Genomic DNA, 21,955 nt, shown 5'->3' on the forward strand with positions numbered 1-21,955 from the left:
CAAACCGGGCGCGCCGCACGGGAGGCGTCGGCACCGTTCACCATCCCGGCGTGGCCGTCGGCACCGTTCACCATCCCGCTGTCATCCCGCCGTGGCCGTCGGCTTCCGACCGTCGTCGACCGCGACACCGCCCCGCGCCGGTCTCGTACACGTCGGCCGTCCGCCCGTGCCCGGCAGGCGGCCCGGCACCTTCCCGTCGCCCCCGGGGGCCGAACCGGCCGCGCTCGCGGGCCGCCCGCGGGGCTCCTCCCACGGCCGAGTACAGTGGCCCGGTCGTCATCACGCCCGTACGGGGGAAAGCCGGTGCATTTCCGGCGCCGGCCCCTCCCCAGTCCCGGCTTCGCCCGACCCGGGGTCACCCCTGTCCGTGCGCCACGGAGCACCGTGGCCGGCCGGACCTCCCCGGACGGACGTGACCGGCTCACGTGCGTCGGCGCCGCCGGCGTACGGCACCGTCGAGGTATGCGGGGCCGAGCCGCCGGGGTGTCCCGTGCTGCCCGGCTCCCTGACAGGGAGAGGCACCAGCCGATCATGAACGTCCGCCGCAGCGCCGCGGTCCTGGCCGCCACAGCAGTGATCGGCGCCGCCGCGCCCGCCGTGGCCGCGTCCCCGTCCCCGACTCCGTCCGTGGCGTTGCCCTCAGGGCTGTACGGCAGCACCGACCCGACGTACGACGGCGTCTGGCGGCAGTCGCTCGCGCTGCTCGCCCAGGACACGGTGGGGGTGGAGCCGGCGGGGAAGGCCGTGGACTGGCTGACCGGCCAGCAGTGCGCGAACGGCGCCTTCGCCGCGTTCCGCGCCGACCCCGCCCAGCCCTGCGACGCCAAGCTGATGGTCGACACCAACAGCACGGCCGCCGCCGTCCAGGCCCTCGCGGCCCTCGGCGGCCACGAGGCCGCGGCGGAGAAGGCCGTCGGCTGGCTGACTTCGGTGCAGAACGCGGACGGCGGCTGGGGGTACGCCCCCGGCGGCGCCAGCGACACCAACTCGACGTCCGTCGTGGTCGGCGCGCTGGCGGCGGCCGGGAAGAAGCCGGCGGAGGTCGTGAAGGGCGGGAATTCACCGTACGACGCCCTGACGAAGCTGGCGCTGCCCTGCGCCGCCGGTGGTGCCTTCGCCTACCAGCCCGACAAGCAGGGCAAGTCGTCGGCGAACGCGGACGCGACGGCGGCCGGCGTTCTCGGCGTCCTCGGCGAGGGCCTCGCGGCCGGGGCCGGGAAGGAGGCGGACGCCGCCGTCTGCGCCGACGCCGGTTATCCGGGACCGCGGCAGGCCGCCGCCAACGGCGCCGCCTATCTGGCGAAGGCCGTCGCCAAGGACGGGTATCTGATCTCGGTGCTGCCCGGCGCCGAGAACCAGCCGGACTACGGCAACACCGCCGACGCCGTCGTCGCGCTCGCCGCGCAGGGCGGCGCCGAGCAGGCGCGCAAGCCCCTCACCTGGCTCCAGCACCACGCCGCCGCCTGGGCGCGGCAGAACGGCCCCGCCGCCTACGCCCAGTTGGTCTTCGCCGCCCACGCGACGGGGACGGACCCGCGCGCGTTCGGCGGCACGGACCTGGTCGCCGCCCTCAACGCCACGGGCCCGGCGCCGCAGGCCACCGACAGGGCGACCGGCGGGCTCCAGCGGGAGGACTCCGACGACCACGACGGTGCCGAGGACTCCGACGACGGCTTCGGCGTCTGGTGGACCGTCGGCGTCTTCCTCGTCGCGGGTATCGGCATCGGCTTCCTGATCAGCGGTCGCAGGAAGCGGCAGCCGTGATACGCCGCCTCGCCGCCCTGCTCGTCGCCGCGCTCTTCCTGGGTCTGGCCGGCACCGGCCCGGCCCAGGCCGCCGGATACCGCTACTGGTCGTTCTGGGACCGCGACGGCGACCGCTGGACCTACGCCACCGAGGGCCCCTCCACGGCCCGCCCCTCCGACGGCGCCGTCCAGGGCTTCCGTTTCGCGGTGAGCGAGGACTCGCAGGACGCGGCACGGCCGCGCGGCACGGCCTCCTTCAGCGCGATCTGCGCGCGCACTCCGGCGCGGGACGGCATGAAGCGGGTCGCGCTGGTCCTCGACTTCGGCACCCCGGCGGACGCGCCGTCCGGCGAGACCCCGCCCGCCGCGCGCACCGCCTGCGCCCGCGTCCGGGACGACGCGACCACGGCCGAGGCCCTCGCCTCCACCGCCAAGCCCCTGCGCTACGACACGAACGCGCTGCTGTGCGCGATCGCGGCCTACCCGGAGACGGGCTGCGGAGACCAGGTGTCGACGGAGACGACCAGGGACGAAAGCAAGGGCGAGGGCGAGGGCAACGGCGAGGACCGGTCCGCGTCGAACCCCTCGGGATCCCCGGCGTCCTCCGCGTCCCCGGCGGACGACGGCGGCCCTTCCGTGGGCGTCTACGCGGGCGGTGCGCTGGTCGCCGCGCTGGCGGCGGCCGCGGCGTGGCAGGCCCGGCGGCGCAGGGATGCCTGAGGGCACCCGCCCCGGAAGGAGTGGCACCTTCGACGGAAAGAGCGGCACCCGCCCCGCCAGGAGCGGCGCCTTCCCCGGCAGGAGTGGCACCTTCGACGGAAGGAGTGGCACCCGCCCCGAAAGGAGCGGCCTCCGCCCCGGCACGACCGGCACCCGCCCCACCTCGCGCGCCACCCGGCCGACGCCCGCCGCCGCGGCTGCCCCTCAACTCCATCCGGGCGCCTGGTGGTGGTGGGCGCTGGGGCTCGGCACGGCCGCCACCCGCACCACCAACCCGCTCCTCCTCGCCCTCCTCCTCACCACCTCCGCCTACGTCGTCCTCACCTGCCGCCCCCACACCCCCTGGTCGCGCTCCTACTCCGCCTTCCTCCACCTCGCCCTCGCCGTGCTCCTCATCCGCCTCTTCTTCGTCGTGGTCCTCGGCTCCCCCGTCCCCGGCACGCACGTGCTCGTGACGCTCCCCGAAGTCCCGCTCCCCCACTGGGCACAGGGCATCCGGCTGGGCGGCAGAGTCACCGCCGAGGGTGTCGTCTTCGCGCTGTACGACGGTCTGCGCCTGGCCGCCCTCCTCGTCTGCGTCGGCGCCGCGAACGCCCTGGCGAGCCCCTCCCGTCTGCTGAAGTCCCTCCCCGGCGCCCTGTACGAGGCCGGGGTCGCCGTCGTCGTGGCGCTCACCTTCGCGCCGCACCTCATCGCCGACGTCCAGCGCCTGCGGGCCGCCCGCCGGCTGCGCGGCCGCCCGGACCGGGGCCTGCGCGGGCTGTTCCAGGTGGCGCTGCCGGTCCTGGAGGGCGCGCTGGAACGCTCCGTCGCCCTGGCCGCCGCCATGGACGCCCGCGGCTACGGCCGTACCGCCGACGTTCCCGCCCGTGTCCGCCGTACGACGACCGTTCTCACCCTGGGCGGCCTGCTCGGCGTCTGCGCGGGGACGTACGGCCTGCTCACCGCGGCGGGAGGCACGTACGGGCTGCCGGTGCTGGTCGCCGGGGCGGTCGCCGCGCTCGCCGGTCTCCGGCTGGGCGGCCGCCGCTCGCCCCGCACGCGCTACCGTCCGGACCGCTGGACCCCGCGCGCCTGTCTGGTCGCCGGGTCCGGTGCCGCGGTGGCCGCGCTGCTGACGCTCGCCGCCTCGGCCGACCCGGCGGCCCTGCACCCCGGGGTGATCCCCCTGACCGCGCCGACGCTTCCCCTGTGGCCCGCCGCGGCCGTGCTCGTCGGTCTGCTGCCGGCTCTCCTCCCCGCCCCGCTCCCCGCACAGCCCCCCGCTCCGCTCCCGAAGGAGGCGTCGTCGTGATCCGTTTCGAGAACGTCTCCGTGACGTACGACGGCTGCCCGCAACCCACCGTCCAGGGCGTCGACTTCGAGATCCCGGAGGGTGAACTGGTGCTGCTCGCCGGTCCGTCCGGCGTCGGCAAGTCGACGCTGCTCGGCACGGTCGGCGGTCTCGTCCCGCACTTCACGGGCGGCACCCTGCGCGGCCGGGTGACGGTCGCCGGCCGCGACACCCGCACCCACAAGCCGCGTGAACTCGCCGACGTGGTGGGGACGGTGGGACAGGACCCGCTGTCGCACTTCGTGACGGACACCGTGGAGGAGGAACTCGCCTACGGCATGGAGTCGTTGGGCCTGCCCCCGGCGGTGATGCGCCGCCGTGTGGAGGAGACCCTCGACCTGCTCGGTCTGGCCGGCCTGCGCGACCGCCCGATCGCCACCCTGTCCGGGGGCCAGCGGCAGCGCGTCGCGATCGGCTCGGTCCTCACCCCGCACCCCCGCGTCCTCGTGCTGGACGAACCGACCTCCGCGCTCGACCCGGCCGCCGCCGAGGAGGTCCTCGCGGTCCTCCTGCGCCTGGTCCACGACCTGGGTACGACCGTCCTGCTCGCGGAGCACCGACTGGAACGCGTCCTCCAGTACGCCGACCGGGTCGCCCTCCTGCCCGCGCCCGGCGCCGCCCCGGTGCTGGGCGCCCCGGCCGAGATCATGGCCGTGTCGCCGGTGTGTCCGCCCGTGGTGGATCTGGGCCGGCTGGCGGGCTGGTCCCCGCTGCCGCTGACGGTCCGCGATGCCCGGCGCCGGGCAGGTGACCTGCGCGAGCGGCTGGCCGGACGGGAGCCGGAACCCGCCCCGCCCGCGGCCGCCGAGCCACCCGTGACGCGCCCCGCGCTCCTCGGCCGACGCCGACGCCGACGCACCGCGCCCGACCGGGCCACGCCCGCGCCCCCGGCGGAGGTCCGCGCCCTCGCCGTACGCCGGGCGCGGGTCCAGGCGCTGCGCGACGTCGATCTCACCGTCTCCCCCGGCGAGACCATCGCCCTCATGGGCCGCAACGGCGCCGGGAAGTCCACGCTGCTCAGCACTCTGGTGGGCCTGGTCGAGCCGTCCTCCGGCACGGTCCGGGTGGGCGGCGCGCTCCCGCACCGCACCGCGCCCCGCGACCTCGTCCGCCGGGTCGGACTCGTCCCGCAGGAGCCCCGTGACCTGCTCTACGCCGACACGGTCGCCGCCGAGTGCGCGGCCGCCGACCGGGACGCGCGGGCCGCCCCCGGCACCTGCCGCGCCCTGGTCACCGACCTGCTCCCCGGCATCGGTGACGACACCCACCCCCGTGACCTCTCCGAGGGTCAGCGCCTGACGCTCGCGCTGGCGATCGTCCTGGCCGCGCGGCCGCCGCTGCTCCTGCTCGACGAGCCGACCCGAGGTCTGGACTACGCGGCGAAGACCCGCCTGGTCGGTGTCCTGCGCGGGCTGGCGGCGGCCGGGCACGCGATCGTGCTGGCCACGCACGACGTGGAACTGGCGGCGGAACTGGCCCACCGGGTCGTCCTGCTCGCCGACGGCGAGGTGATCGCGGACGGCCCGACGGCCGAAGTGATCGTCTCCTCCCCTTCCTTCGCCCCGCAGGTGACGAAGATCCTGGCCCCGCAGGAGTGGCTGACCGTCGCGCAGGTTCGGGAGGCGCTGCGGTGAGCCCGACCCGTCGGCGGGGTGCCGCGTCGGCCCGGCGGGCGCGAGCCGTCCGTCTCGGGCCCCGTTCCGTGACCGCGCTCGGGCTTGTCAGCGCGGTCGGGGTGGTCGCTTTCGGCTGGCCGTTCCTGGCCCCGCCCGCCTCGACGCTGAACGCGCACGCGCAGGACGCCCCCTGGCTGTTCGCGGGGCTGCTGGTGCTGCTGGTCGCGGTGGTGACGGCGACGATCTCGGAGTCGGGGCTCGGCGCCAAGGCGGTGGCGATGCTCGGTGTGCTGGCGGCGACCGGCGCCGCCCTGCGCCCGATCGGGGCCGGTACGGCGGGCATCGAGCCGATGTTCTTCCTGATGGTGCTCAGCGGCCGGGTCCTCGGCCCCGGCTTCGGCTTCGTCCTGGGCTCGGTCACGATGTTCGCGTCCGCGCTGCTCACGGGTGGGGTGGGGCCGTGGATGCCGTTCCAGATGCTGGCGATGGGCTGGTTCACGATGGGCGCGGGCCTGCTGCCGGGCCCGGACCGGTTGCGCGGCCGGGGGGAGCTGGCCCTGCTCGCGGTCTACGGCTTCCTGGCCGCCTTCGCCTACGGCACGGCGATGAACCTGGCGGGCTGGCCCTTCCTGGGCGAGCTGGCCTCGCGTGTCTCCTTCGATCCGGACGCGGCCGTACCGGAGAACCTGGCCCGCTTCCTCGCCTACTGCGCGGCCACCTCCCTCGGCTGGGACCTCGGCCGGGCCGTCGTCACCGTCGTCCTGACCCTGGCGCTGGGTCCGGCCGTGCTCAGGGCGCTACGCAGGGCGACCCGGCGCGCGGCCTTCGAGAGCGCGGTCACATTCCAGGACGGTTGACCGGTGAAGCACCCCACATGACCCACATCACCTACGATGCTCCCTAGTGGGACATTCGGGACATCAAGGAGTCGCGGAACCGCCTCTGACCTGCACGTTGAGAGCCAGGTCACAGAGGCGACCTTAGCCCCACATGCGGCCACAACTAGTAAAAGGGGTCATTGCGGACCCCTTTCGATCCTGCTTCTCTGGATGACGTCGCACAGGGCCGACGGACCCCCGGGTCCCGGCCCCGACGCATGCAAGCCCCCCGCCGCACATCACGCGGTGCGGCCACGCACCGCGTGACTCCGCATGCACAGCGACCCATCCGTCCCCGAAGGAAAAGGTTCTCCGTGTCCGTCTCCGTCATCCGCCGCATCGCCTCCCCGAAGAAGGCCCTCACCGCCGCCGCCCTGGCCGCCGCGACCGCCGGCATGGCGCTGTCCGCGGCTCCCGCCCAGGCCTCGACCGTGACCTCCGCCTCCCAGGCCAAGACGATCGCGCACAAGATGATCCCGGACGCCGCGCAGTTCAACGCGTTCAGCAAGATCGTGGAGCACGAGAGCGGTTGGGACGTCGACGCCACCAACTCCTCGTCCGGCGCCTACGGCCTGGTCCAGGCCCTGCCGGGCAACAAGATGGCCTCGGCCGGCTCCGACTGGAAGACCAACCCCAAGACCCAGATCAAGTGGGGCCTCGACTACATGAACTCCCGCTACGGCAGCCCGGCCGGCGCCTGGTCCTTCTGGCAGGCCAACGGCTGGTACTGAGCCCAGCCGCAGGTCCCCCGCACGCGTGAGGCGGCGGCCCCCCGATCCCCGGGGGCCGCCGCCTCACGCCTGTTACGACGCGGTCCGCCGAAACCCTCCGTCAGTCACCGGCGCTGACCCGCAGCTCCTTCACCCCGTTGATCCAGGCGGACCGCAGCCGCCGCGGGTCCTCGACCAGCCGCAGCCGCGGCATCGCGTCGGCGAGGGCGTTGAAGATGAGGTCGATCTCCATGACGGCGAGGGACTTGCCGAGGCAGAAGTGGGGCCCGCCGCCGCCGAAGCCGAGGTGCGGATTGGGGTCCCGGGTGACGTCGAAGTCGTCGGGCCGGTCGAAGACCTCGGGGTCGTGGTTGGCGGAGGCGTAGAACAGGCCGACCCGCTCCCCCTTCCTGATCGTCCTCCCGCCCAGTTCGGTGTCGCACGTGGCGGTCCGCTGGAAGGCGGCCACGGGCGCGGCCCAGCGCACGATCTCCTCGGCGGCGGTCGCGGGCCGCTCCCGCTTGTACAGCTCCCACTGCTCGGGATGGGTGAGGAAGGCGTGCATCCCGTGGGTGATGGCGTTGCGGGTGGTCTCGTTGCCGGCCACGGCCAGCATCAGCACGAAGAACCCGAACTCGTCGGAGTTGAGGTTGCCCTCGTCCTCGGCGGCGACCAGCGTGGAGACGATGTCGTGGGCCGGGCACCGCTTCCGCTCGGCGGCCATGCTCATGGCGTACGCGATGATCTCGGCGGCGGACCGGGCGCCGACCTCCTCGGTGACGGCGTACTCGGGGTCGTCGTAGGCGATCATCTTGTTGGACCAGTCGAAGATCCTGGTCCGGTCGTCCTGGGGTATGCCGATCAGTTCGGCGATGGCCTGGAGGGGCAGTTCGCAGGCGACCGAGGTGACGAAGTCGAAGGGCCCGTCGAGCGCGCGGGCCCCGGCGACGATGGCGGTGGCCCGCTCCCGCAGCCGCTGCTCCAGCGCCCGGATCGACCGGGGAGTGAACCCCCGCTGCACGATCTGCCGCACCCGCGTGTGCTCCGGCGGGTCCATGTTCAGCAGGATGAGCCGCTGCGCGTCGATGGATTCGCGCGCGATGTGCTCGTTGAAGCGGATGATCGCGGTGTTGAGGGTGGAGGAGAAGAGCTCGGGGTGGGTGGAGACGTACCGGACGTCGGCGTGCCGGGTCACCGCCCAGTACCCCTCGTCCTCGAAGCCGGCCACGTTCCCCGACTGCGGGATCCAGCGGACCGGTTCGGCCCGCCGCAGCTCGGCGAACTCCGGGAGCGGCACACGGTGTTGCAGCAGGTCGGGGTCGGTGAAGTCGAACCCGTCGGGAAGCGCCGGACAGGGCATGGGCAGCTCCAGCCAGGGGGCAGCTTTTTCTGACGCCTCATCAGAAATAGGTTCGGTGAAGGTAGTTCAGGTACCCGAAGGCTGCAAGACCCTTGCGGTGACGCACATCACGTCATCAGACTGCAGACAGAACTAGTACGTGTTCTAGTTCTGTAGTGCCGTACGTCCGGAGGAGAGCCGCCCCCCGAGAGGATCCGCACCCATGGCCGCCGAACCCGTGATCGTGGAAGCAGTCCGCACCCCCATCGGCAAGCGCGGCGGCGCGCTCGCCAACCTGCACCCCGCCTACCTCCTCGGCGAGACCTACCGCGAACTCCTCGGCCGCACCGGCATCCCCGCCGACGCCGTGGAGCAGATCGTCGGCGGCACCGTGACCCACGCCGGCGAACAGTCCATGAACCCCGCGCGCACGGCCTGGCTGACCGTGGGCCTCCCGTACGAGACGGCGGCGACGACGGTCGACTGCCAGTGCGGCTCGTCGCAGCAGGCGTCCCACATGACCGCGAACATGATCGCGGCCGGCGTGATCGACGTGGGCATCAGCTGCGGGGTCGAGGCGATGTCGAGGGTCCCACTGGGCTCCGGCTCGAAGCACGGTCCGGGGAAGCCGTTCCCGGACGAGTGGAACGTGGACCTGCCGAACCAGTTCGAGGCGGCCGAACGCATCGCGCGCCACCGGGGCCTGGGCCGGGAGGACGTCGACAGGCTGGGCCTGCTCTCCCAGGAACGAGCGGCGGCGGCCTGGTCGGAGGAGCGCTTCAAGAGGGAGACCTTCGCCGTCCAGGTCCCGACGACGGAGGAGGAACAGGCGGCGGGCCAGGGCATGTGGCGCCTGGTGGACAGGGACGAGGGCCTGCGGGACACGTCGCTGGAGGCGCTGTCCGGCCTGAAGCCGGTGATGCCGACGGCGATCCATACGGCGGGCAACTCGTCCCAGATCAGCGACGGCGCGGCGGCCATCATGTGGGCGTCGAAGAAGATGGCGAGGGCCCTGAAGCTGAAGGCGAGGGCGAGGATCGTGGCCCAGGCCCTGGTCGGGGCGGACCCCCACTTCCACCTCGACGGCCCGATAGACGCGACGCGAGCGGTGCTCGGCAAGGCGGGCATGTCCCTGAACGACATCGACCTGGTCGAGATCAACGAGGCCTTCGCGTCGGTGGTGTTGAGCTGGGCGAAGGTCTTCGACCAGAACCTCGACAAGGTCAACGTGAACGGCGGCGGAATCGCCCTCGGCCACCCGGTGGGGGCCACGGGCGCCCGCCTGATCACGACGGCCCTCCACGAACTGGAACGCACGGACAGGGAGTTCGCCCTGATCACGATGTGCGCGGGCGGCGGCCTGGCTACGGGGACGATCATCCAGCGGCTGTGACGGAACTCGTCGCAACGTGGTCCGCCACGTCCCGGACCGCCGCTGCACGATGCTCCTGCTGAAGCAGACGACGGGAATGAGGGCGGACGTGACGGAGGCCTACGGCCATCTGCGCCCGTCCCCGACCGCCCCACAACCGGACGCGGAGGGCGGCCGGGGTCTCTTCCTCCTGGAGGCGGTGGTGGACGAGGGGGCGTGTCCCGAACTCGTCGAGGTCCAGCGGGACCGCGACGGCCCGGTCGAGGGGCGGCCGGGTTCCGCGGGAGGACATGTCCATCGGCCGGTGAAAGTGCGGAGTCGAGGGTCCGGCACTCATCGGGACAGTGGGCGCGGGCAGGGCGATATCCTCGCTCCTCCGTTCGGGGCACAGTCGAACGCCCCGGTGCCCCGACCCTCCGAGGACCGTTCGTGACCTCACCACCCGCGCCCGGCCGTGATCGGCTGCCCTCGCTGACCGGGCTGCGCTTCTGGGCGGCGTTGCTGGTCGTCCTGTACCACCTGTCACGGCAGGTCGGTACGGTGCCGGGGCTCAGCGACGCGGTCTGGTACGGCCGTAGCGGGGTGACGTTCTTCTTCGTGCTGTCGGGTGTCGTCCTCGCCTGGACGTACGACGGCCTGCGGGTGCCCGTCCGGATCTTCCTGTGGCGCAGGTTCGCCCGTATCTGGCCGCTGCTCGCCTTCAGCGTGGCGGCGTCCGTCGCCGTCCACGCCTGGATGGGCCGCGCCGTGTCGCTGAAGGCCGTGGTCGCCAACCTGCTGCTGGTGCACGCCTGGTTCCCCGAGCCGGTCATCTTCAAGGGCGGCAACCCCGCGGCCTGGTCGCTCAGTGACGAGGCGTGGTTCTACCTGGTCTTCCCGCCGTTGCTGGCCCTCCTCGCGGGCCGCAGGGCGCGGGTGTGGGCGTGGACCGCGGTCGGCGTGGTCTGCGCCACCCTCGTCCTGTGGCCGGCGCTGTCCGGGCTGTCGCCGGTCACCCGCCTGTGGGCGCTCGACTACCTGCCGCTGACCCGCGGGCTCCAGTTCGTGCTGGGCGTGGTGGCGGGGCTCGCCCTGCGGCGCGGCCGGCGTCCGCCGGTGTCCCTGCCCGTGGCCGCCGGCCTCGTCGTCACCTGGCACCTCGCCATGATCCCCTGGCACCACGCCGTACCGGACGCCCTCTGGTACAGCCCCTACACGGCCTCCCAGTGGCTCTCGGCGCCGATCTTCGCGGCCCTCATCTGCGCGGCCGCCCGAGCCGACCTCGACGGCCGCCGCACCGGGCTGGGCGGGACGTGGATGATCCGGCTCGGCCACTGGTCGTTCGCCTGGTACCTCGTCCACGAGATCGTCCTCCGCGCCGCGCTGCACCACTGGGGCGGACCGGCCTCCGGCGGCGCCACGCTCGTCTTCTGGGCGGGCGTCCTCCTCGTCAGCCAGGCCGTCGCGGCCGCCGCCCACCAGTGGCTGGAGCACCCCGCCGAACGGTGGCTGCGGAGCCGCGTGGGCCGCCCGGCGGCGGCCGTCGTCCGCCCGCCCGCCGGGGTGGGCGGCAGGTAGACCCGTCAGGCGCCGACGGTCCGTTCCTTCTCCGGCTGCACCGGCCGGTCGTTACTGACGGGCGTCACCGCCGCCGCCCCCGCCCGCGGCCCCTGCAACACGTACGCCAGCCCGAACCCGCCGAGCACGACCGCCGCGCCGCCCACCGCGTCGAGGACCCAGTGGTTCCCGGTGGCCACGATCGCGGAGACCGTGAACAGGGGGTGCAGGAGCCCCAGGGCCTTCATCCACCACTTGGGGGCGACGATCGCGATCACCAGGCCGCACCACAGGGACCAGCCGAAGTGCAGGGACGGCATCGCCGCGTACTGGTTGGTCAGGGACGTCAGGGTGCCGTAGTCGGGCTGGGTGAAGTCCTGCACGCCGTGGACCGTGTCGATGATGCCCAGGTCCGGCATGAGGCGCGGCGGGGCCAGCGGGTAGAGCCAGAAGCCGACCAGCGCGAGCAGCGTCGCGAAGCCGAGGGAGGAGCGGGCCCAGCGGTAGTCCACCGGGCGGCGCCAGTAGAGGACGCCGAGCACCGACAGCGGGAGCACGAAGTGGAACGACGTGTAGTAGAAGTCGAAGAAGTCGCGCAGCCAGCCGACCTTGACGACCGCGTGGTTGGCCCAGTGCTCGATGTCGAGGTGCAGGAAACGCTCGATGTCGAGGATCTGGTGGCCGTGGGCCTCCGCCCGCTCCCGCCCGCCCGAGATGGTCCCGCCCGTCGCCGCCAGCCTGACCTGCTGGTACGCCGCGTACGTGACGCGGATGAGGAGCAGTTCCAGGAAGAGGTTCGGGCGGGCGAGCACCCGGCGCGGGAACGGCAGCAGCGGGACGCGCTTCCAGCGGGCCGGCACCGGGGCGGCGTACTCCGTCGGGATCGGTCCCCGGTAGTACGGGGAGGAGCGCGACAGGAAGGGCACGAAGGTGGCGGCCGCCAGCGCGGCGAGGAGGACGACGTTGTCGCGCAGCGGATACAGGAACGCCATGTCCGGCAGCATCATCTTGGCCGGGAGCGTCATGACCAGGACGACGGCCACCGGCCAGACGTACCGGCCCGAGGCGCGCCTGCCGACCCGGCCGACCACCGCCGGCAGGACCCACAGCAGCTGGTGCTGCCAGGTCGTCGGGGACACGGCGATGGCGGCGCAGCCGGTGATCGACACGGCCAGCAGGAGCTGGCCGTCGCGGGCATAGTGCACCGCCCGGCGGACGCCGAGGACGGCGACGGCCGCGCCCAGCGTCAGGAACAGCGCGATCTCCGGCGGGCCGGACAGGCCGAGGCGCAGCAGGGCCCCGTGCAGGGACTGGTTGCCGAGGGCGTCCGCCTCGCCGCCGAGGCCCACGCCCGCCATGTGATGGACCCAGTAGGTGTACGAGTCGTGCGGCATCGCCGCCCAGGCCAGCAGGGTGCACGCCAGGAACGACGCGCCCGCGGTGGCGGCGGCCCGGCGCCGGCCGGTGAACCACAGCAGCGGGGCGAACAGCAGCACGGTCGGCTGGAGGGCCGCCGCCACGCCGATCAGCGCGCCGCCCGCGTGCCGCCCGCGGACGACGAAGCAGCCGAGCATGACGAGCAGGACGGGGATGATGCTGGTCTGGCCGAGCCAGAGGGTGTTGCGGACGGGGAGGGACAGCATCAGCAGACTGATCGCGACGGGTGCGGCCAGCAGCGAGGTCCGTCTGCTCACCGGCTGCGGCAGGGCCCGCGCGAAGATCAGGCCGAGCGCGGCGACCAGCAGCAGTGTGCCGAACGTCCAGCCCCAGCCGAGGGCCTGCTCGGCCGCCCGGGTGAGGGGCTTGAGGACGAGTCCGCCGAACGGGGTTCCGGTGAAGCGCGTCGAGTCGTAGAGCGAACCGTTGACGTGCAGGACGCCGTTCGGCCCGACCCAGGTCTCCAGGTCCGTCAGCCGCTCTCCGCGCGGGGTGCCGAGGACGACGGCCACCTGCCGGACGGCGAGGACCGCCGCGAGCAGCCAGAGGCCGAGACGGGCCGCGCGCAGGCGCGCTCTCGCCGTGTCGACCGCGGTCGCGCCGAAGGGTTCCGCCGGTCGCCCGCTGTGCTCCGCATTCGCCACGCCTCGTAGGCCTCCCGCCCCGTAGGTCCCACGCGTCACCACGTGGGCTGCTCCTCCACGAACCCTATGAGGCTCGCGGTACCCCCGGACAGAGACGCAGGCCACCCCGCCTTCACCTGACGTCCGTTCTCCTTTTGTCCGGAAGACGATAGTGCTCCGGACGGGGCCTCGGTTCCGCGGGGACGAGCCCGGCCCGTCATGGCCGGGACACGACCGGCGCGCGCTCGGCGCGCCCGGCAGCCCGGCGGCCCGGCGGGGGCCTACGGCGACTCACGGCGGCTCACGCTGCACACGGCGGCCGAGGTCCCGGCCGGGCGGCCGCGGACCGGCCGTGGACGGGACACCGGCGTCACCGACGGTCGCGGGCGGGCCGGCGGCGGAGACGGGACGGTCGCGCTCGGGGCCCCGGAGCCGGACACGGCGACGGGACACGTGGGGTCGGGACACGTGAGGTCAAGACAGGTGGGGCCGGGCGGCGCTCCCGTCGCCCCCTGTGCCTCCGGTGGCTCCCTCACCGCCGAGCCTTCCGCCGTCCCCCGTCGCCCGCCCCGCCGCCCGCCCCGTCCCTCGTCGACCACCCCCTCGGCCGTCGACCACCCCGTCCGCCGTCGTCCGCCCCGCCTCCGTCGACCGCCCGCACCCCACCTGACGACTAGTTAGTATCCCTAACGAGTCACGTCGGGAACTGAGAGGGACAGCGCATGAGCGAGTCGCAGATCTGGGACACCGTCGACACCTACCTCACCACCCATCTCGCCCCGGACGACGAGGTGACCGAGGCCGCGCTGCGCGACAGCGACGCGGCAGGGCTGCCCCCGGTCAACGTCACGGCGAACCAGGGCAAGCTGCTCCAGCTCCTCGCGGAGATCCAGGGTGCCCGCACCATCCTGGAGATCGGCACCCTCGGCGGCTACAGCACCATCTGGCTGGGCCGCGCGCTCCCGGCCGACGGCCGGCTGGTCTCCCTGGAGTACAGCCCGAAGCACGCGGAGGTCGCCGTCCGCAACATCGCGCGCGCGGGCCTCGACAAGCAGGTCGAGGTGCGGGTGGGCGCGGCGCTGGACTCGCTGCCGCTGCTGGCGGACGAGAACCCGCCACCCTTCGACCTGGTCTTCATCGACGCCGACAAGGTCAACAACGCCCACTATGTGGAGTGGGCGCTGCGGCTCACCCGCACCGGCAGCCTGATCATCGTCGACAACGTCGTACGGAACGGCCGGGTGGTGGACGCGGACAGCGGCGCGGAGGACGTGCGGGGCACCCGCGCCGCCATCGAACTCATCGGCGCGCACCCGAGATTGAGCGGTACGGCCATCCAGACGGTGGGCGCCAAGGGCTACGACGGCTTCGCGCTGGCGCGTGTGCTGGCGTAGCCCCGGACCGGCGAGGACCGGATCGGCGAGGACTACCGACGAGGCCCTGACCGGCGAGGCCTACCGGCGAGGCCGGGACCCGTGACCCCCGGACCCGCGAGCCCGGTCGGGCTCCGTCCGGCCGTCACCCCTCGTGGTAGAACCCCACGTTGACGCTGCGCGGGCCGGTGCGGTCCACGACGACGATCTCGCCGTTGCCGCCCCGCGGGAGCTGCACGGTCCCCCCGTAGGCGATGGTCTGGGCGTACTCGCCGACCACCAGCCGGACCTCCGAGGACGGGTCCGGCTGGGAGCCGCGCAGCCAGCGGACCTGCCAGACGCCCTCGGGGCCGCACAGGAACTCCAGGTGGACCCGGGAGACGAACAGCCATTCCTCGGGGGTGGCGAGGCGGCACACGGACTTGTCCCGGCCCACCCGCAGCACGGCACCCGGCTCGCTGGGCGCGTCGGCCATCAGCATGCCGGCCGTGGCACCCTCTTCCGCCCCGGAGACGGTTGCCATGGTCAGTTCGAGCACGTGCGCTCCTCTAGAGATGTCCGTCCGACAGCTTCCGAACTGTGCGTGCACAGCCGCCGCATACTAAATCGCCCGGCCCCGCCGCGTCCGGCACAATGGACCCATGACCGAGCGAAAGCCACCCGGTGTCCCGTTCGAGTCCTGGGTCGACAAGCAGATCCAGGACGCCGAGCGGCGTGGCGAGTTCGAGCAACTGCCGGGCCTGGGGCGGCCGTTGGATCCGGCGATCGACAGTTCGTACGACGAACTGTGGTGGATCAGGCGCAAGATGGCGCGCGAGGGGCTCTCGGTCCTGCCGCCCGCGCTGGCCCTGCGCAAGGAGGCGGAGGACGCCCTGGCCGCGGCGTACGCGGCTCCTTCGGAGCGGATCGTCCGGAAGATCATCACGGACGTCAACGTCAAGCTCCGCGAGATGATGTACAAGCCGCCGCCCGGCCCCCCGCTGGGTAGGAAGCCGTACGACGTCGAAGAGGTCGTACGGCAGTGGCGGGAGCGCCGGGCGTCGGCCGGGGAGAGCTAGGCCTCTCGTTCGGACCGGGCCGGGCCCGCGGGGTACGGCCCGATCGGAACGAGAGACCTCAGAGGTGCAGGAGCCGGTCCGTCAGCTCGCGGTAGTCCCGCAGAGCCAGGCGGAGCTGCTCGGTGTCGGCGGTCGCGGCCGCCGGGTTCTTCTTGCCGTCCGCGAGCTGCCAGGAGCCGCGCAGCGTGCGGCGGCGGTCGTTCACGGCCTCGGTGAAGCGGGTGGCGAGGTCCTCCAGGACCTGGTCGGCCTCCTCCACGGAGTCCCGCGGCCGGTCCACGAAGCCGGCGACCGCGTGCCGCATCCGCGAGGAGAGCTTGTCGCACTCGTCGTGCGGGAGCAGCGAGGAGCCCTCGGCCTCATGGGTGCGGTGAGCCGCTCCGGAAGCCGGAGCGGCGCCGATGCCGCCGCCGTCCTCGACGCCTCCGGCCGGGAGGCCACCGGGCGCTCCGGCGGGCACTGGCGCGGGGCTCGCATCCCGGCCGCCCGTGACCGGGTCCACGGCCGGGGTGGCGACCGGAGTGGCAGCCGGGGTGGCGGTGTCGGCCGCGGGGCTCGGCGCCGACGCCCCCGGACCCTGCCCCTGCCCCTGCCCCTGGGTCTCCCCCAGCGGCACGACGCGAGGCCGTTCCTGCTGGTGATCGTGGTCCTGTTCCTGTGCCGCGCGGCGGAACTCGCCGCCGGATGTCACGTCGGGCATGCCTGTTCACCCCTCCTTGGTCTGGTGCCGGTGAAGGCCCGGCAGGTGGAACCCGGAGCGGCCCTCGTGGCGCGTGTCGGCCCGACGGTCCTCCGTGGGCCGGATGGTCGGCGCCCGGTGGCGGCCCTCGCCCACCAGGTCGTCGAAGAGGGCGCGGGCCTCGACCATGGCGGCCCGCAGGTCCTCCGTGCCGGGAGCCTCGCCACCCCGTGCGCCGCCGTCCTGGTGGAAGCGGGTGACGTGGTGCACGTGCCGGTAGCCCTGCACGTGGTCGGCGTGGTGCACGGCGAGCGCGGCGACCTGCTCGTCGTACTGCCCGCCGTCCGGGTAGCCGCGGGCGCCCGCCGCGTCGGCGAGGATCCGGTCCGCCTCGGCGACCGCCTCACGCGGGGAGTCGACGAAGCGCTCCTGCGCGGCCGCCCAGCGGGTCTCGAACCGCTCGCGCTCCGCGGGCTCCAGCGGCCGCTCCTTCAGCCCCCCGTGCCGTTCCACGAGGCCGCCGAGTTCCCGCTCGGCCGCCTTGACGTCCCCGCCGTGCCGGGCCACGGCCCGGTCGTACTCGGGCCCGAAGCGGCGCTTCAGGCCGCGTCCTCCATGTGACGACCCTCGGGCCCGTACGGCCAGAACGGCCGCGACGGCGATGGCGGCCGCCACGATCACGATCAGAGCGATGATCACGCCTGTGGACATGGTTGCCTTCCGGTGTATCGGCCCCACGGGCCGGTTCACCGTTCGGGTTGCCCGGACAGCGCCGGACAAACGGCCGTCCGCGTCGTACCCTGCCCCCGCATATCCGGTTATCCGGTTGCGCGCCCCGTGGGTCCCCTGCCGACAATGACGGACATGACCTGGATCATCGCGCCGGAACCCGTGGGGTCCCCCGTCGCCGCGGCGCTGTGGCGGGAGTACTACACCGAGGTCAGCGACCGCTGGTACCTGCTGCACGAGGGGCGGCGGACCGACCCGGCCGAGCTGGAGCGGGAGATCGCCGCCGGCGCCGGGACCGAGCCGGCGCCGCCGACCGGTCGCCTGCTCGTCGCGCGGTACGGCGGTGAGCCGGCCGGCAGTGCGGGCGTACGGCTGCTGGACGCGACGACCGCCGAGTTGACGCGGGTGTTCGTACGGCCGGGGGCGCGCGGCAGGGGCGGCGGGCCGCTGCTCGTCGGGGCCGCCGAGGAGGCCGCCCGCGCACTCGGCGCCGAGCGGATGATCCTCGACACCCGCGGCGACCTGGTCGAGGCCCGCGCGCTGTACGCCCGCCTCGGCTACCGGGAGGGCGCCCCGCACAACGCCGACCCGTACGCCGAGCACTGGTTCGCCAAGGATCTGTCCGGCGGGGCTGCGGCCGCCGGCACGCGCCTCAGCTGAGCCGGGTCACCGGGCGTTCGTCGTGCGGGTGCTCGCGGTCGGAACCGCACAGTTCGCCGTTCAGCTCCTGCACCAGGTGCACCAGGTCGGTGGGGCGGTCCGGGCCCCACCAGTCGCCGAGCAGTTCGGCCAGTGACTCCTCGCGGGCCCGCGAGAGGTGCTCGGCGACCTCGCGGCCCTCGTCGGTCAGCACCAGGTCCAGTCCGTCGCGGACGGCGAGCCGGCGTTCCTCGACCTGCCGGGCGGCCTCCAGGATCACCGGCAGCGGGACGGGGCCGCGCTCGGCGAGCATGGCCGGCTCGACGCTGCCGTAGCGCTTCATCCGCAGCAGCATCCAGCTCGCGGCGGGCAGCAGGTCGTAGCCGGCCCGGTCGGTGATCGTCCGGTAGATCTCGCGGCGGCCCTCCCGGGTGCCGAGGAGGGACAGGGCCCGGCACACCTCGTCGTACGACGAGCGCTGGACCGGGTTGCTGGCCAGCGTCTCGGTCCCGTCCGGCGCGGTCACCGAGCCACGCAGCGGATCCTCCTTGAGGAACCAGGCGAGGAGGAAACCGAGGACGGCGACCGGCGCGGCGTACAGGAAGACGTCCGTGATGGACGAGGCGTAGGCGTGCAGGACCGGTGGGCGCAGCGCGGCGGGCAGGTCACCGATGACGCGCGGGTCGGCCTCCAGCGCGTCGAGGGAGACGGCCGACGGCAGGTCGACTCCCCGGAAGGCGTCGGCGAGCTTGTCGCCGAGGCGGTTGGTGAAGACCGTGCCGAAGATGGCGACGCCGAAGGAGGCGCCGATGGAGCGGAAGAAGGTGGCGCCGGAGGTGGCGACGCCCAGGTCCTCGTAGGAGACGGCGTTCTGCACGATGAGGACCAGGACCTGCATCACCAGGCCGAGCCCCAGGCCGAAGACGAAGAAGAAGGTGCTCATCAGGGCCGTGGAGCTGTGCTCGTCGAGTTGGTGCAGGAGCAGCAGGCCGACGGCTGTCACGGCGGTGCCGGTGACCGGGAACACCTTCCACCGGCCGGTGCGGCTGACAATCTGTCCGGACGCCGTCGACGCCAGCAGGAGACCGGCCACCATCGGCAGCATGTGCACGCCGGACAGGGTCGGCGAGACGCCCTGGACGACCTGGAGGAAGGTCGGCAGGTAGGTCATCGCGCCGAACATCGCGAAGCCGACGATGAAGCTGATCACGGCGGACAGCGTGAAGGTGCGGATGCGGAACAGTTTCAGCGGCAGAACGGGTTCGGCGGCCCGGTGCTCCACGGCCACGAACGCGAAGGCCAGCACCACGCCCAGGACGGCGAGTCCGATGATCTGCGGCGAGCCCCAGCCCCAGGTGGTGCCGCCCAGGGAGGCCACCAGCACCAGGCAGGTGGCGACCGAGGCGATGAGGAGGGTGCCGAGGTAGTCGATGACGTGCTTGGTCGACTTGCGCGGGATGCGCAGGACGGCCGCGATGACGGCGAGCGCGACGACACCGATCGGCAGGTTGACGTAGAAGACCCAGCGCCAGCTCAGATGCTCGGTGAACAGACCGCCCAGGAGGGGGCCCAGGACGCTCGTCGCGCCGAAGACCGCGCCGAACAGGCCCTGGTAGCGGCCGCGTTCACGCGGCGGGACGATGTCGCCGACGATCGCCATCGACAGCACCATCAGCCCGCCGCCGCCCAGCCCCTGGAGGGCGCGGAAGCCGATGAGCTGCGGCATGTTCTGCGCCATCCCGCACAGCGCCGATCCGATCAGGAAGATCACGATCGCGATCTGGAACAGCCTCTTGCGTCCGTACTGGTCGCCCAGCTTGCCCCACAGGGGGGTGGCGGCGGTCGACGCGAGCAGGTACGCGGTGACCACCCAGGAGAGGTGCTCCATGCCGCCCAGCTCGCTGACGATCGTGGGCAGCGCCGTCGACACGATCGTCTGGTCGAGGGCGGCGAGCAGCATGCCGAGCAGCAGCGCGCCGATCGACACGAGGACGTTGCCGGGCACGTGCTCCTGACGGGGATCTCCCGTCCGGGCCTGCGCGTCCAAGGCCATGGATGCCTCCTGAGGCTCGCGTGGACAACTTCCATCGTGATTGGTGTGTCCCGTTATGGCCTGTCGAGTCCTGCCGGAACCTCCCGTTCCGGGGGTCGCGGGCAACCAGTTGTGTGGAGGATCTGCATAATCCTTGGAGTTCGGATGGGGAGGGGCGAACGGGTGAACGATCCGACGGACCGGCAGGGCCGACCGGGAGAACCGGGGCGCCCGCGGCGGCACGGGCATCCGTGTCCGCAGTGCGGCGCGCTCCGGGCGGCGGACAACACCCCGTCGTGCGCCTGCGCGCGGCGCGCCTCCGACGCCCTGCGCGACACCCGCGAGGCGGAGGCGGCCGCGGCGGAGGACTTCGATCCGCTGCGGATACGGCCGTACGTGGAGCTGGGGGAGGGCGGCACCGGCACGGAGGCCGGCGCGGCGACTCCCGGTGCGGCGGCTCCCGGTGAGGTGACGGTGCCCTTGCCGACGGTTCCGCCGGCGCCTCCCGGCGACGCGGTGTCCGACGCGACCGTGATCCTGCGCGCGGTCACGCCGTCCGGTACGACGCCGGTGCCGACGCCGCTCGCGCCCTCCGGCTCCGCGCCCAGCGACACCGACCTGAGCCTGTTCGAGGCGGACGGGGACGCCGGGCACGGCCCGTACGGCGACGAGGCCCCGCGCGGACGGCGGCGCCGCACGCTGCTGATCGCGTCCACCGGTGCCGCCGTCGCCGTCATCGCCGCGGCCGGGTTCGCGAGCGGGATGTTCTCCTACGAGTCGCCGAGCCGGGACCAGGCCGCCCCCGAGGGGGTCCGGGCGGCCGTCCCGGACACCTCGACCAGCGCGGCCGTGGCGTCGCCGTCCGCGAGCCGCTCCGCGTCCCCGTCGGCGTCGAGCGCCTCGCCGTCGCCCTCCGAGAGCGCGAGCGCGTCACCGTCCGCCACGGAGTCCAGCGCCTCGGCGTCGCCCTCCCGCACGACCGAGCCGAGCCCGAGCGCACCGACCACTCAGGTCACGGGGTCGCTCGCACCCGGGAACGGGGCGGAGGGCGGCAGCGGGGAGGGGACCGTCCTGCGCCGCGGGGACCGGGGCCCCGAGGTGACCGAACTCCAGCTGCGTCTACGGCAGTTGTATCTCTACAACGACGAGGCGGACGGGACGTTCAGCAGCCGGGTCGAGGAGGCCCTGCGCAACTTCCAGTGGTCACGGGGCATCCAGGGGGACCCGCTGGGCGAGTACGGATCGGCCACCCGGACGAGCCTGGAGCGGGAGACGAAGGAGCCGTGACCGCGTGAGGCGGCCGATCCGCCTCACGCCAGGTGGATCCGCATCCCGTCCCGCACCCCTCGGCGCCCCGGGTCGGGCGGAGTCGCCTCACGCCAGGTGGATCCGGACGCCGTCCCCCACGACCTCCACGCGCACGCCCGCCAGATCCCTCACGACCGCGTCGGGCCGGTGCGCCCCCGCCCGCGCCCCGACCCCCACCACCCGCATCCCCGCGGCGCGCCCCGCCGCGATCCCCGCGCCCGAGTCCTCGAAGACGACGCACTCGGCCGGGGCCACTCCCAGCTCGGCCGCGCCCTTGAGGAATCCCTCCGGGTCCGGCTTGCTCGCGCCGACCGATTCCGCGGTGACGCGGATCTCCGGGAGGGGCAGGCCCGCCGCGGCCATGCGGGCCGTCGACAGGGGGACGTCCGCGGAGGTCACCAGGGCGTGCGGAACGGTCCGCAGGGAGGCGAGGAACTCGGGCGCGCCGGGGACCGGGACGACGCCGTCCATGTCGGCGGTCTCCTCGGCGAGCATCCGCGCGTTGTCGGCGAGGTTCTGCTCCATGGGGCGGTGGGGCAGCAGGACGGCCATCGAGGCGTGCCCCTGGCGTCCGTGGACGACCTTCATGACCTCGTCGCCGTCCAGCCCGTGCCGCTCGGCCCAGCGCCGCCAGACGCGTTCCACGACGGCGTCGGAGTTCACGAGGGTGCCGTCCATGTCGAGGAGGAGGGCACGGGCGGTCAGGACGGTGGTGGACACGGCGGCCGGCATCGGCGACTCCCAGCGCGGACGGGCACGTGCGGGGCACGTGGAGGACAAGGCGGCCCCGCCCGCCGGTCAGGGAAAACGGACGGGAGCCACTTTGTT

The 21,955-nt window shown here is 73.6% G+C and carries 19 protein-coding genes; 12 read left to right on the forward strand and 7 right to left on the reverse strand.

From position 1 onward, the window contains the following. The first annotated feature begins 531 nt into the window (after window positions 1-531). From ACFYO5_RS02870 to ACFYO5_RS02895, 6 genes are all read left to right on the forward strand, one after another. Window positions 532-1,764, forward strand: coding sequence for a prenyltransferase/squalene oxidase repeat-containing protein (locus ACFYO5_RS02870; RefSeq protein ID WP_388703443.1), 1,233 nt, complete (start codon window positions 532-534; stop codon window positions 1,762-1,764). Beyond that, the gene (locus ACFYO5_RS02875) at window positions 1,761-2,465 is read left to right on the forward strand and encodes an SCO2322 family protein (protein ID WP_388703446.1); all 705 of its coding nucleotides are present in this window, start codon (window positions 1,761-1,763) and stop codon (window positions 2,463-2,465) included. The genes ACFYO5_RS02870 and ACFYO5_RS02875 overlap by 4 nt, the downstream gene beginning before the upstream one ends. Continuing rightward, complete coding sequence (locus ACFYO5_RS02880; RefSeq protein ID WP_388703449.1) at window positions 2,458-3,759, forward strand: energy-coupling factor transporter transmembrane component T; 1,302 nt, start codon at window positions 2,458-2,460, stop codon at window positions 3,757-3,759. Before ACFYO5_RS02875 ends, ACFYO5_RS02880 begins: the two co-directional genes overlap by 8 nt. After that, entirely contained in the window at window positions 3,756-5,432 is a 1,677-nt protein-coding gene (locus tag ACFYO5_RS02885) for an ABC transporter ATP-binding protein (RefSeq protein ID WP_388703451.1), read from the forward strand. Before ACFYO5_RS02880 ends, ACFYO5_RS02885 begins: the two co-directional genes overlap by 4 nt. Next, window positions 5,429-6,271 (forward strand): ECF transporter S component, encoded by an 843-nt coding sequence (locus ACFYO5_RS02890; RefSeq protein WP_356559441.1) that lies wholly within the window; start codon window positions 5,429-5,431, stop codon window positions 6,269-6,271. Before ACFYO5_RS02885 ends, ACFYO5_RS02890 begins: the two co-directional genes overlap by 4 nt. Window positions 6,272-6,606: 335 nt before the next feature. Then, window positions 6,607-7,023: a transglycosylase SLT domain-containing protein gene (locus ACFYO5_RS02895; protein ID WP_356559443.1), complete on the forward strand. Its 417-nt coding sequence runs from the start codon at window positions 6,607-6,609 to the stop codon at window positions 7,021-7,023. Between the two features lie 100 nt (window positions 7,024-7,123). Here the strand turns inward: ACFYO5_RS02895 and ACFYO5_RS02900 are convergent, their stop codons facing one another. Then, window positions 7,124-8,362 (reverse strand): cytochrome P450, encoded by a 1,239-nt coding sequence (locus ACFYO5_RS02900; protein WP_388703456.1) that lies wholly within the window; start codon window positions 8,360-8,362, stop codon window positions 7,124-7,126. A gap of 202 nt (window positions 8,363-8,564) precedes the next feature. Between ACFYO5_RS02900 and ACFYO5_RS02905 the strand changes: the two genes are divergently transcribed. Together ACFYO5_RS02905 and ACFYO5_RS02910 are read left to right on the forward strand one after the other, a co-directional pair. Beyond that, the gene (locus ACFYO5_RS02905; protein ID WP_356559447.1) at window positions 8,565-9,734 is read left to right on the forward strand and encodes a steroid 3-ketoacyl-CoA thiolase; all 1,170 of its coding nucleotides are present in this window, start codon (window positions 8,565-8,567) and stop codon (window positions 9,732-9,734) included. Window positions 9,735-10,142: 408 nt separating this feature from the next. Then, window positions 10,143-11,270 (forward strand): acyltransferase family protein, encoded by a 1,128-nt coding sequence (locus tag ACFYO5_RS02910; RefSeq protein ID WP_388703459.1) that lies wholly within the window; start codon window positions 10,143-10,145, stop codon window positions 11,268-11,270. Window positions 11,271-11,275: 5 nt separating this feature from the next. Here ACFYO5_RS02910 and ACFYO5_RS02915 read toward each other — a convergent pair whose 3' ends face one another. Further along, complete coding sequence (locus ACFYO5_RS02915) at window positions 11,276-13,330, reverse strand: bifunctional glycosyltransferase 87/phosphatase PAP2 family protein (protein ID WP_388703462.1); 2,055 nt, start codon at window positions 13,328-13,330, stop codon at window positions 11,276-11,278. A gap of 701 nt (window positions 13,331-14,031) precedes the next feature. Between ACFYO5_RS02915 and ACFYO5_RS02920 the strand changes: the two genes are divergently transcribed. Further along, on the forward strand, window positions 14,032-14,703 hold the full coding sequence (locus tag ACFYO5_RS02920) for an O-methyltransferase (RefSeq protein WP_388703465.1): 672 nt from the start codon (window positions 14,032-14,034) through the stop codon (window positions 14,701-14,703). A gap of 124 nt (window positions 14,704-14,827) precedes the next feature. Here the strand turns inward: ACFYO5_RS02920 and ACFYO5_RS02925 are convergent, their stop codons facing one another. Further along, window positions 14,828-15,220 carry a hypothetical protein gene (locus tag ACFYO5_RS02925; RefSeq protein ID WP_388703468.1) on the reverse strand — a complete coding sequence of 131 codons (393 nt, stop codon included), beginning with the start codon at window positions 15,218-15,220 and terminating at the stop codon, window positions 14,828-14,830. Window positions 15,221-15,323: 103 nt separating this feature from the next. On the opposite strand from ACFYO5_RS02925, the gene ACFYO5_RS02930 reads away from it, so the two are divergent. Further along, window positions 15,324-15,740, forward strand: coding sequence for a DUF1992 domain-containing protein (locus tag ACFYO5_RS02930; RefSeq protein ID WP_388703471.1), 417 nt, complete (start codon window positions 15,324-15,326; stop codon window positions 15,738-15,740). Window positions 15,741-15,798: 58 nt separating this feature from the next. On the opposite strand, the gene ACFYO5_RS02935 is transcribed toward ACFYO5_RS02930, so the two are convergent. Together ACFYO5_RS02935 and ACFYO5_RS02940 are read right to left on the reverse strand one after the other, a co-directional pair. Then, window positions 15,799-16,440, reverse strand: coding sequence for a hypothetical protein (locus ACFYO5_RS02935; protein ID WP_388703473.1), 642 nt, complete (start codon window positions 16,438-16,440; stop codon window positions 15,799-15,801). Between the two features lie 6 nt (window positions 16,441-16,446). Continuing rightward, the gene (locus ACFYO5_RS02940; RefSeq protein WP_388703476.1) at window positions 16,447-17,130 is read right to left on the reverse strand and encodes a hypothetical protein; all 684 of its coding nucleotides are present in this window, start codon (window positions 17,128-17,130) and stop codon (window positions 16,447-16,449) included. Window positions 17,131-17,283: 153 nt separating this feature from the next. On the opposite strand from ACFYO5_RS02940, the gene ACFYO5_RS02945 reads away from it, so the two are divergent. Then, window positions 17,284-17,808 carry a GNAT family N-acetyltransferase gene (locus ACFYO5_RS02945; RefSeq protein WP_388703478.1) on the forward strand — a complete coding sequence of 175 codons (525 nt, stop codon included), beginning with the start codon at window positions 17,284-17,286 and terminating at the stop codon, window positions 17,806-17,808. Here ACFYO5_RS02945 and ACFYO5_RS02950 read toward each other — a convergent pair. Continuing rightward, window positions 17,801-19,840: a DHA2 family efflux MFS transporter permease subunit gene (locus tag ACFYO5_RS02950; RefSeq protein ID WP_388703480.1), complete on the reverse strand. Its 2,040-nt coding sequence runs from the start codon at window positions 19,838-19,840 to the stop codon at window positions 17,801-17,803. The genes ACFYO5_RS02945 and ACFYO5_RS02950 overlap by 8 nt on opposite strands. Before the next feature lie 162 nt (window positions 19,841-20,002). Here ACFYO5_RS02950 and ACFYO5_RS02955 point away from each other — a divergent pair, with 162 nt between their 5' ends. After that, the gene (locus tag ACFYO5_RS02955) at window positions 20,003-21,106 is read left to right on the forward strand and encodes a peptidoglycan-binding protein (RefSeq protein ID WP_388703483.1); all 1,104 of its coding nucleotides are present in this window, start codon (window positions 20,003-20,005) and stop codon (window positions 21,104-21,106) included. An 87-nt stretch (window positions 21,107-21,193) separates the two neighbouring features. Here the strand turns inward: ACFYO5_RS02955 and ACFYO5_RS02960 are convergent, their stop codons facing one another. After that, window positions 21,194-21,859, reverse strand: coding sequence for an HAD-IA family hydrolase (locus tag ACFYO5_RS02960; protein WP_388703486.1), 666 nt, complete (start codon window positions 21,857-21,859; stop codon window positions 21,194-21,196). Window positions 21,860-21,955: the final 96 nt, after the last annotated feature.

It is taken from the genome of Streptomyces sp. NPDC006259 (assembly GCF_042870975.1).
Taxonomy (GTDB): domain Bacteria; phylum Actinomycetota; class Actinomycetes; order Streptomycetales; family Streptomycetaceae; genus Streptomyces.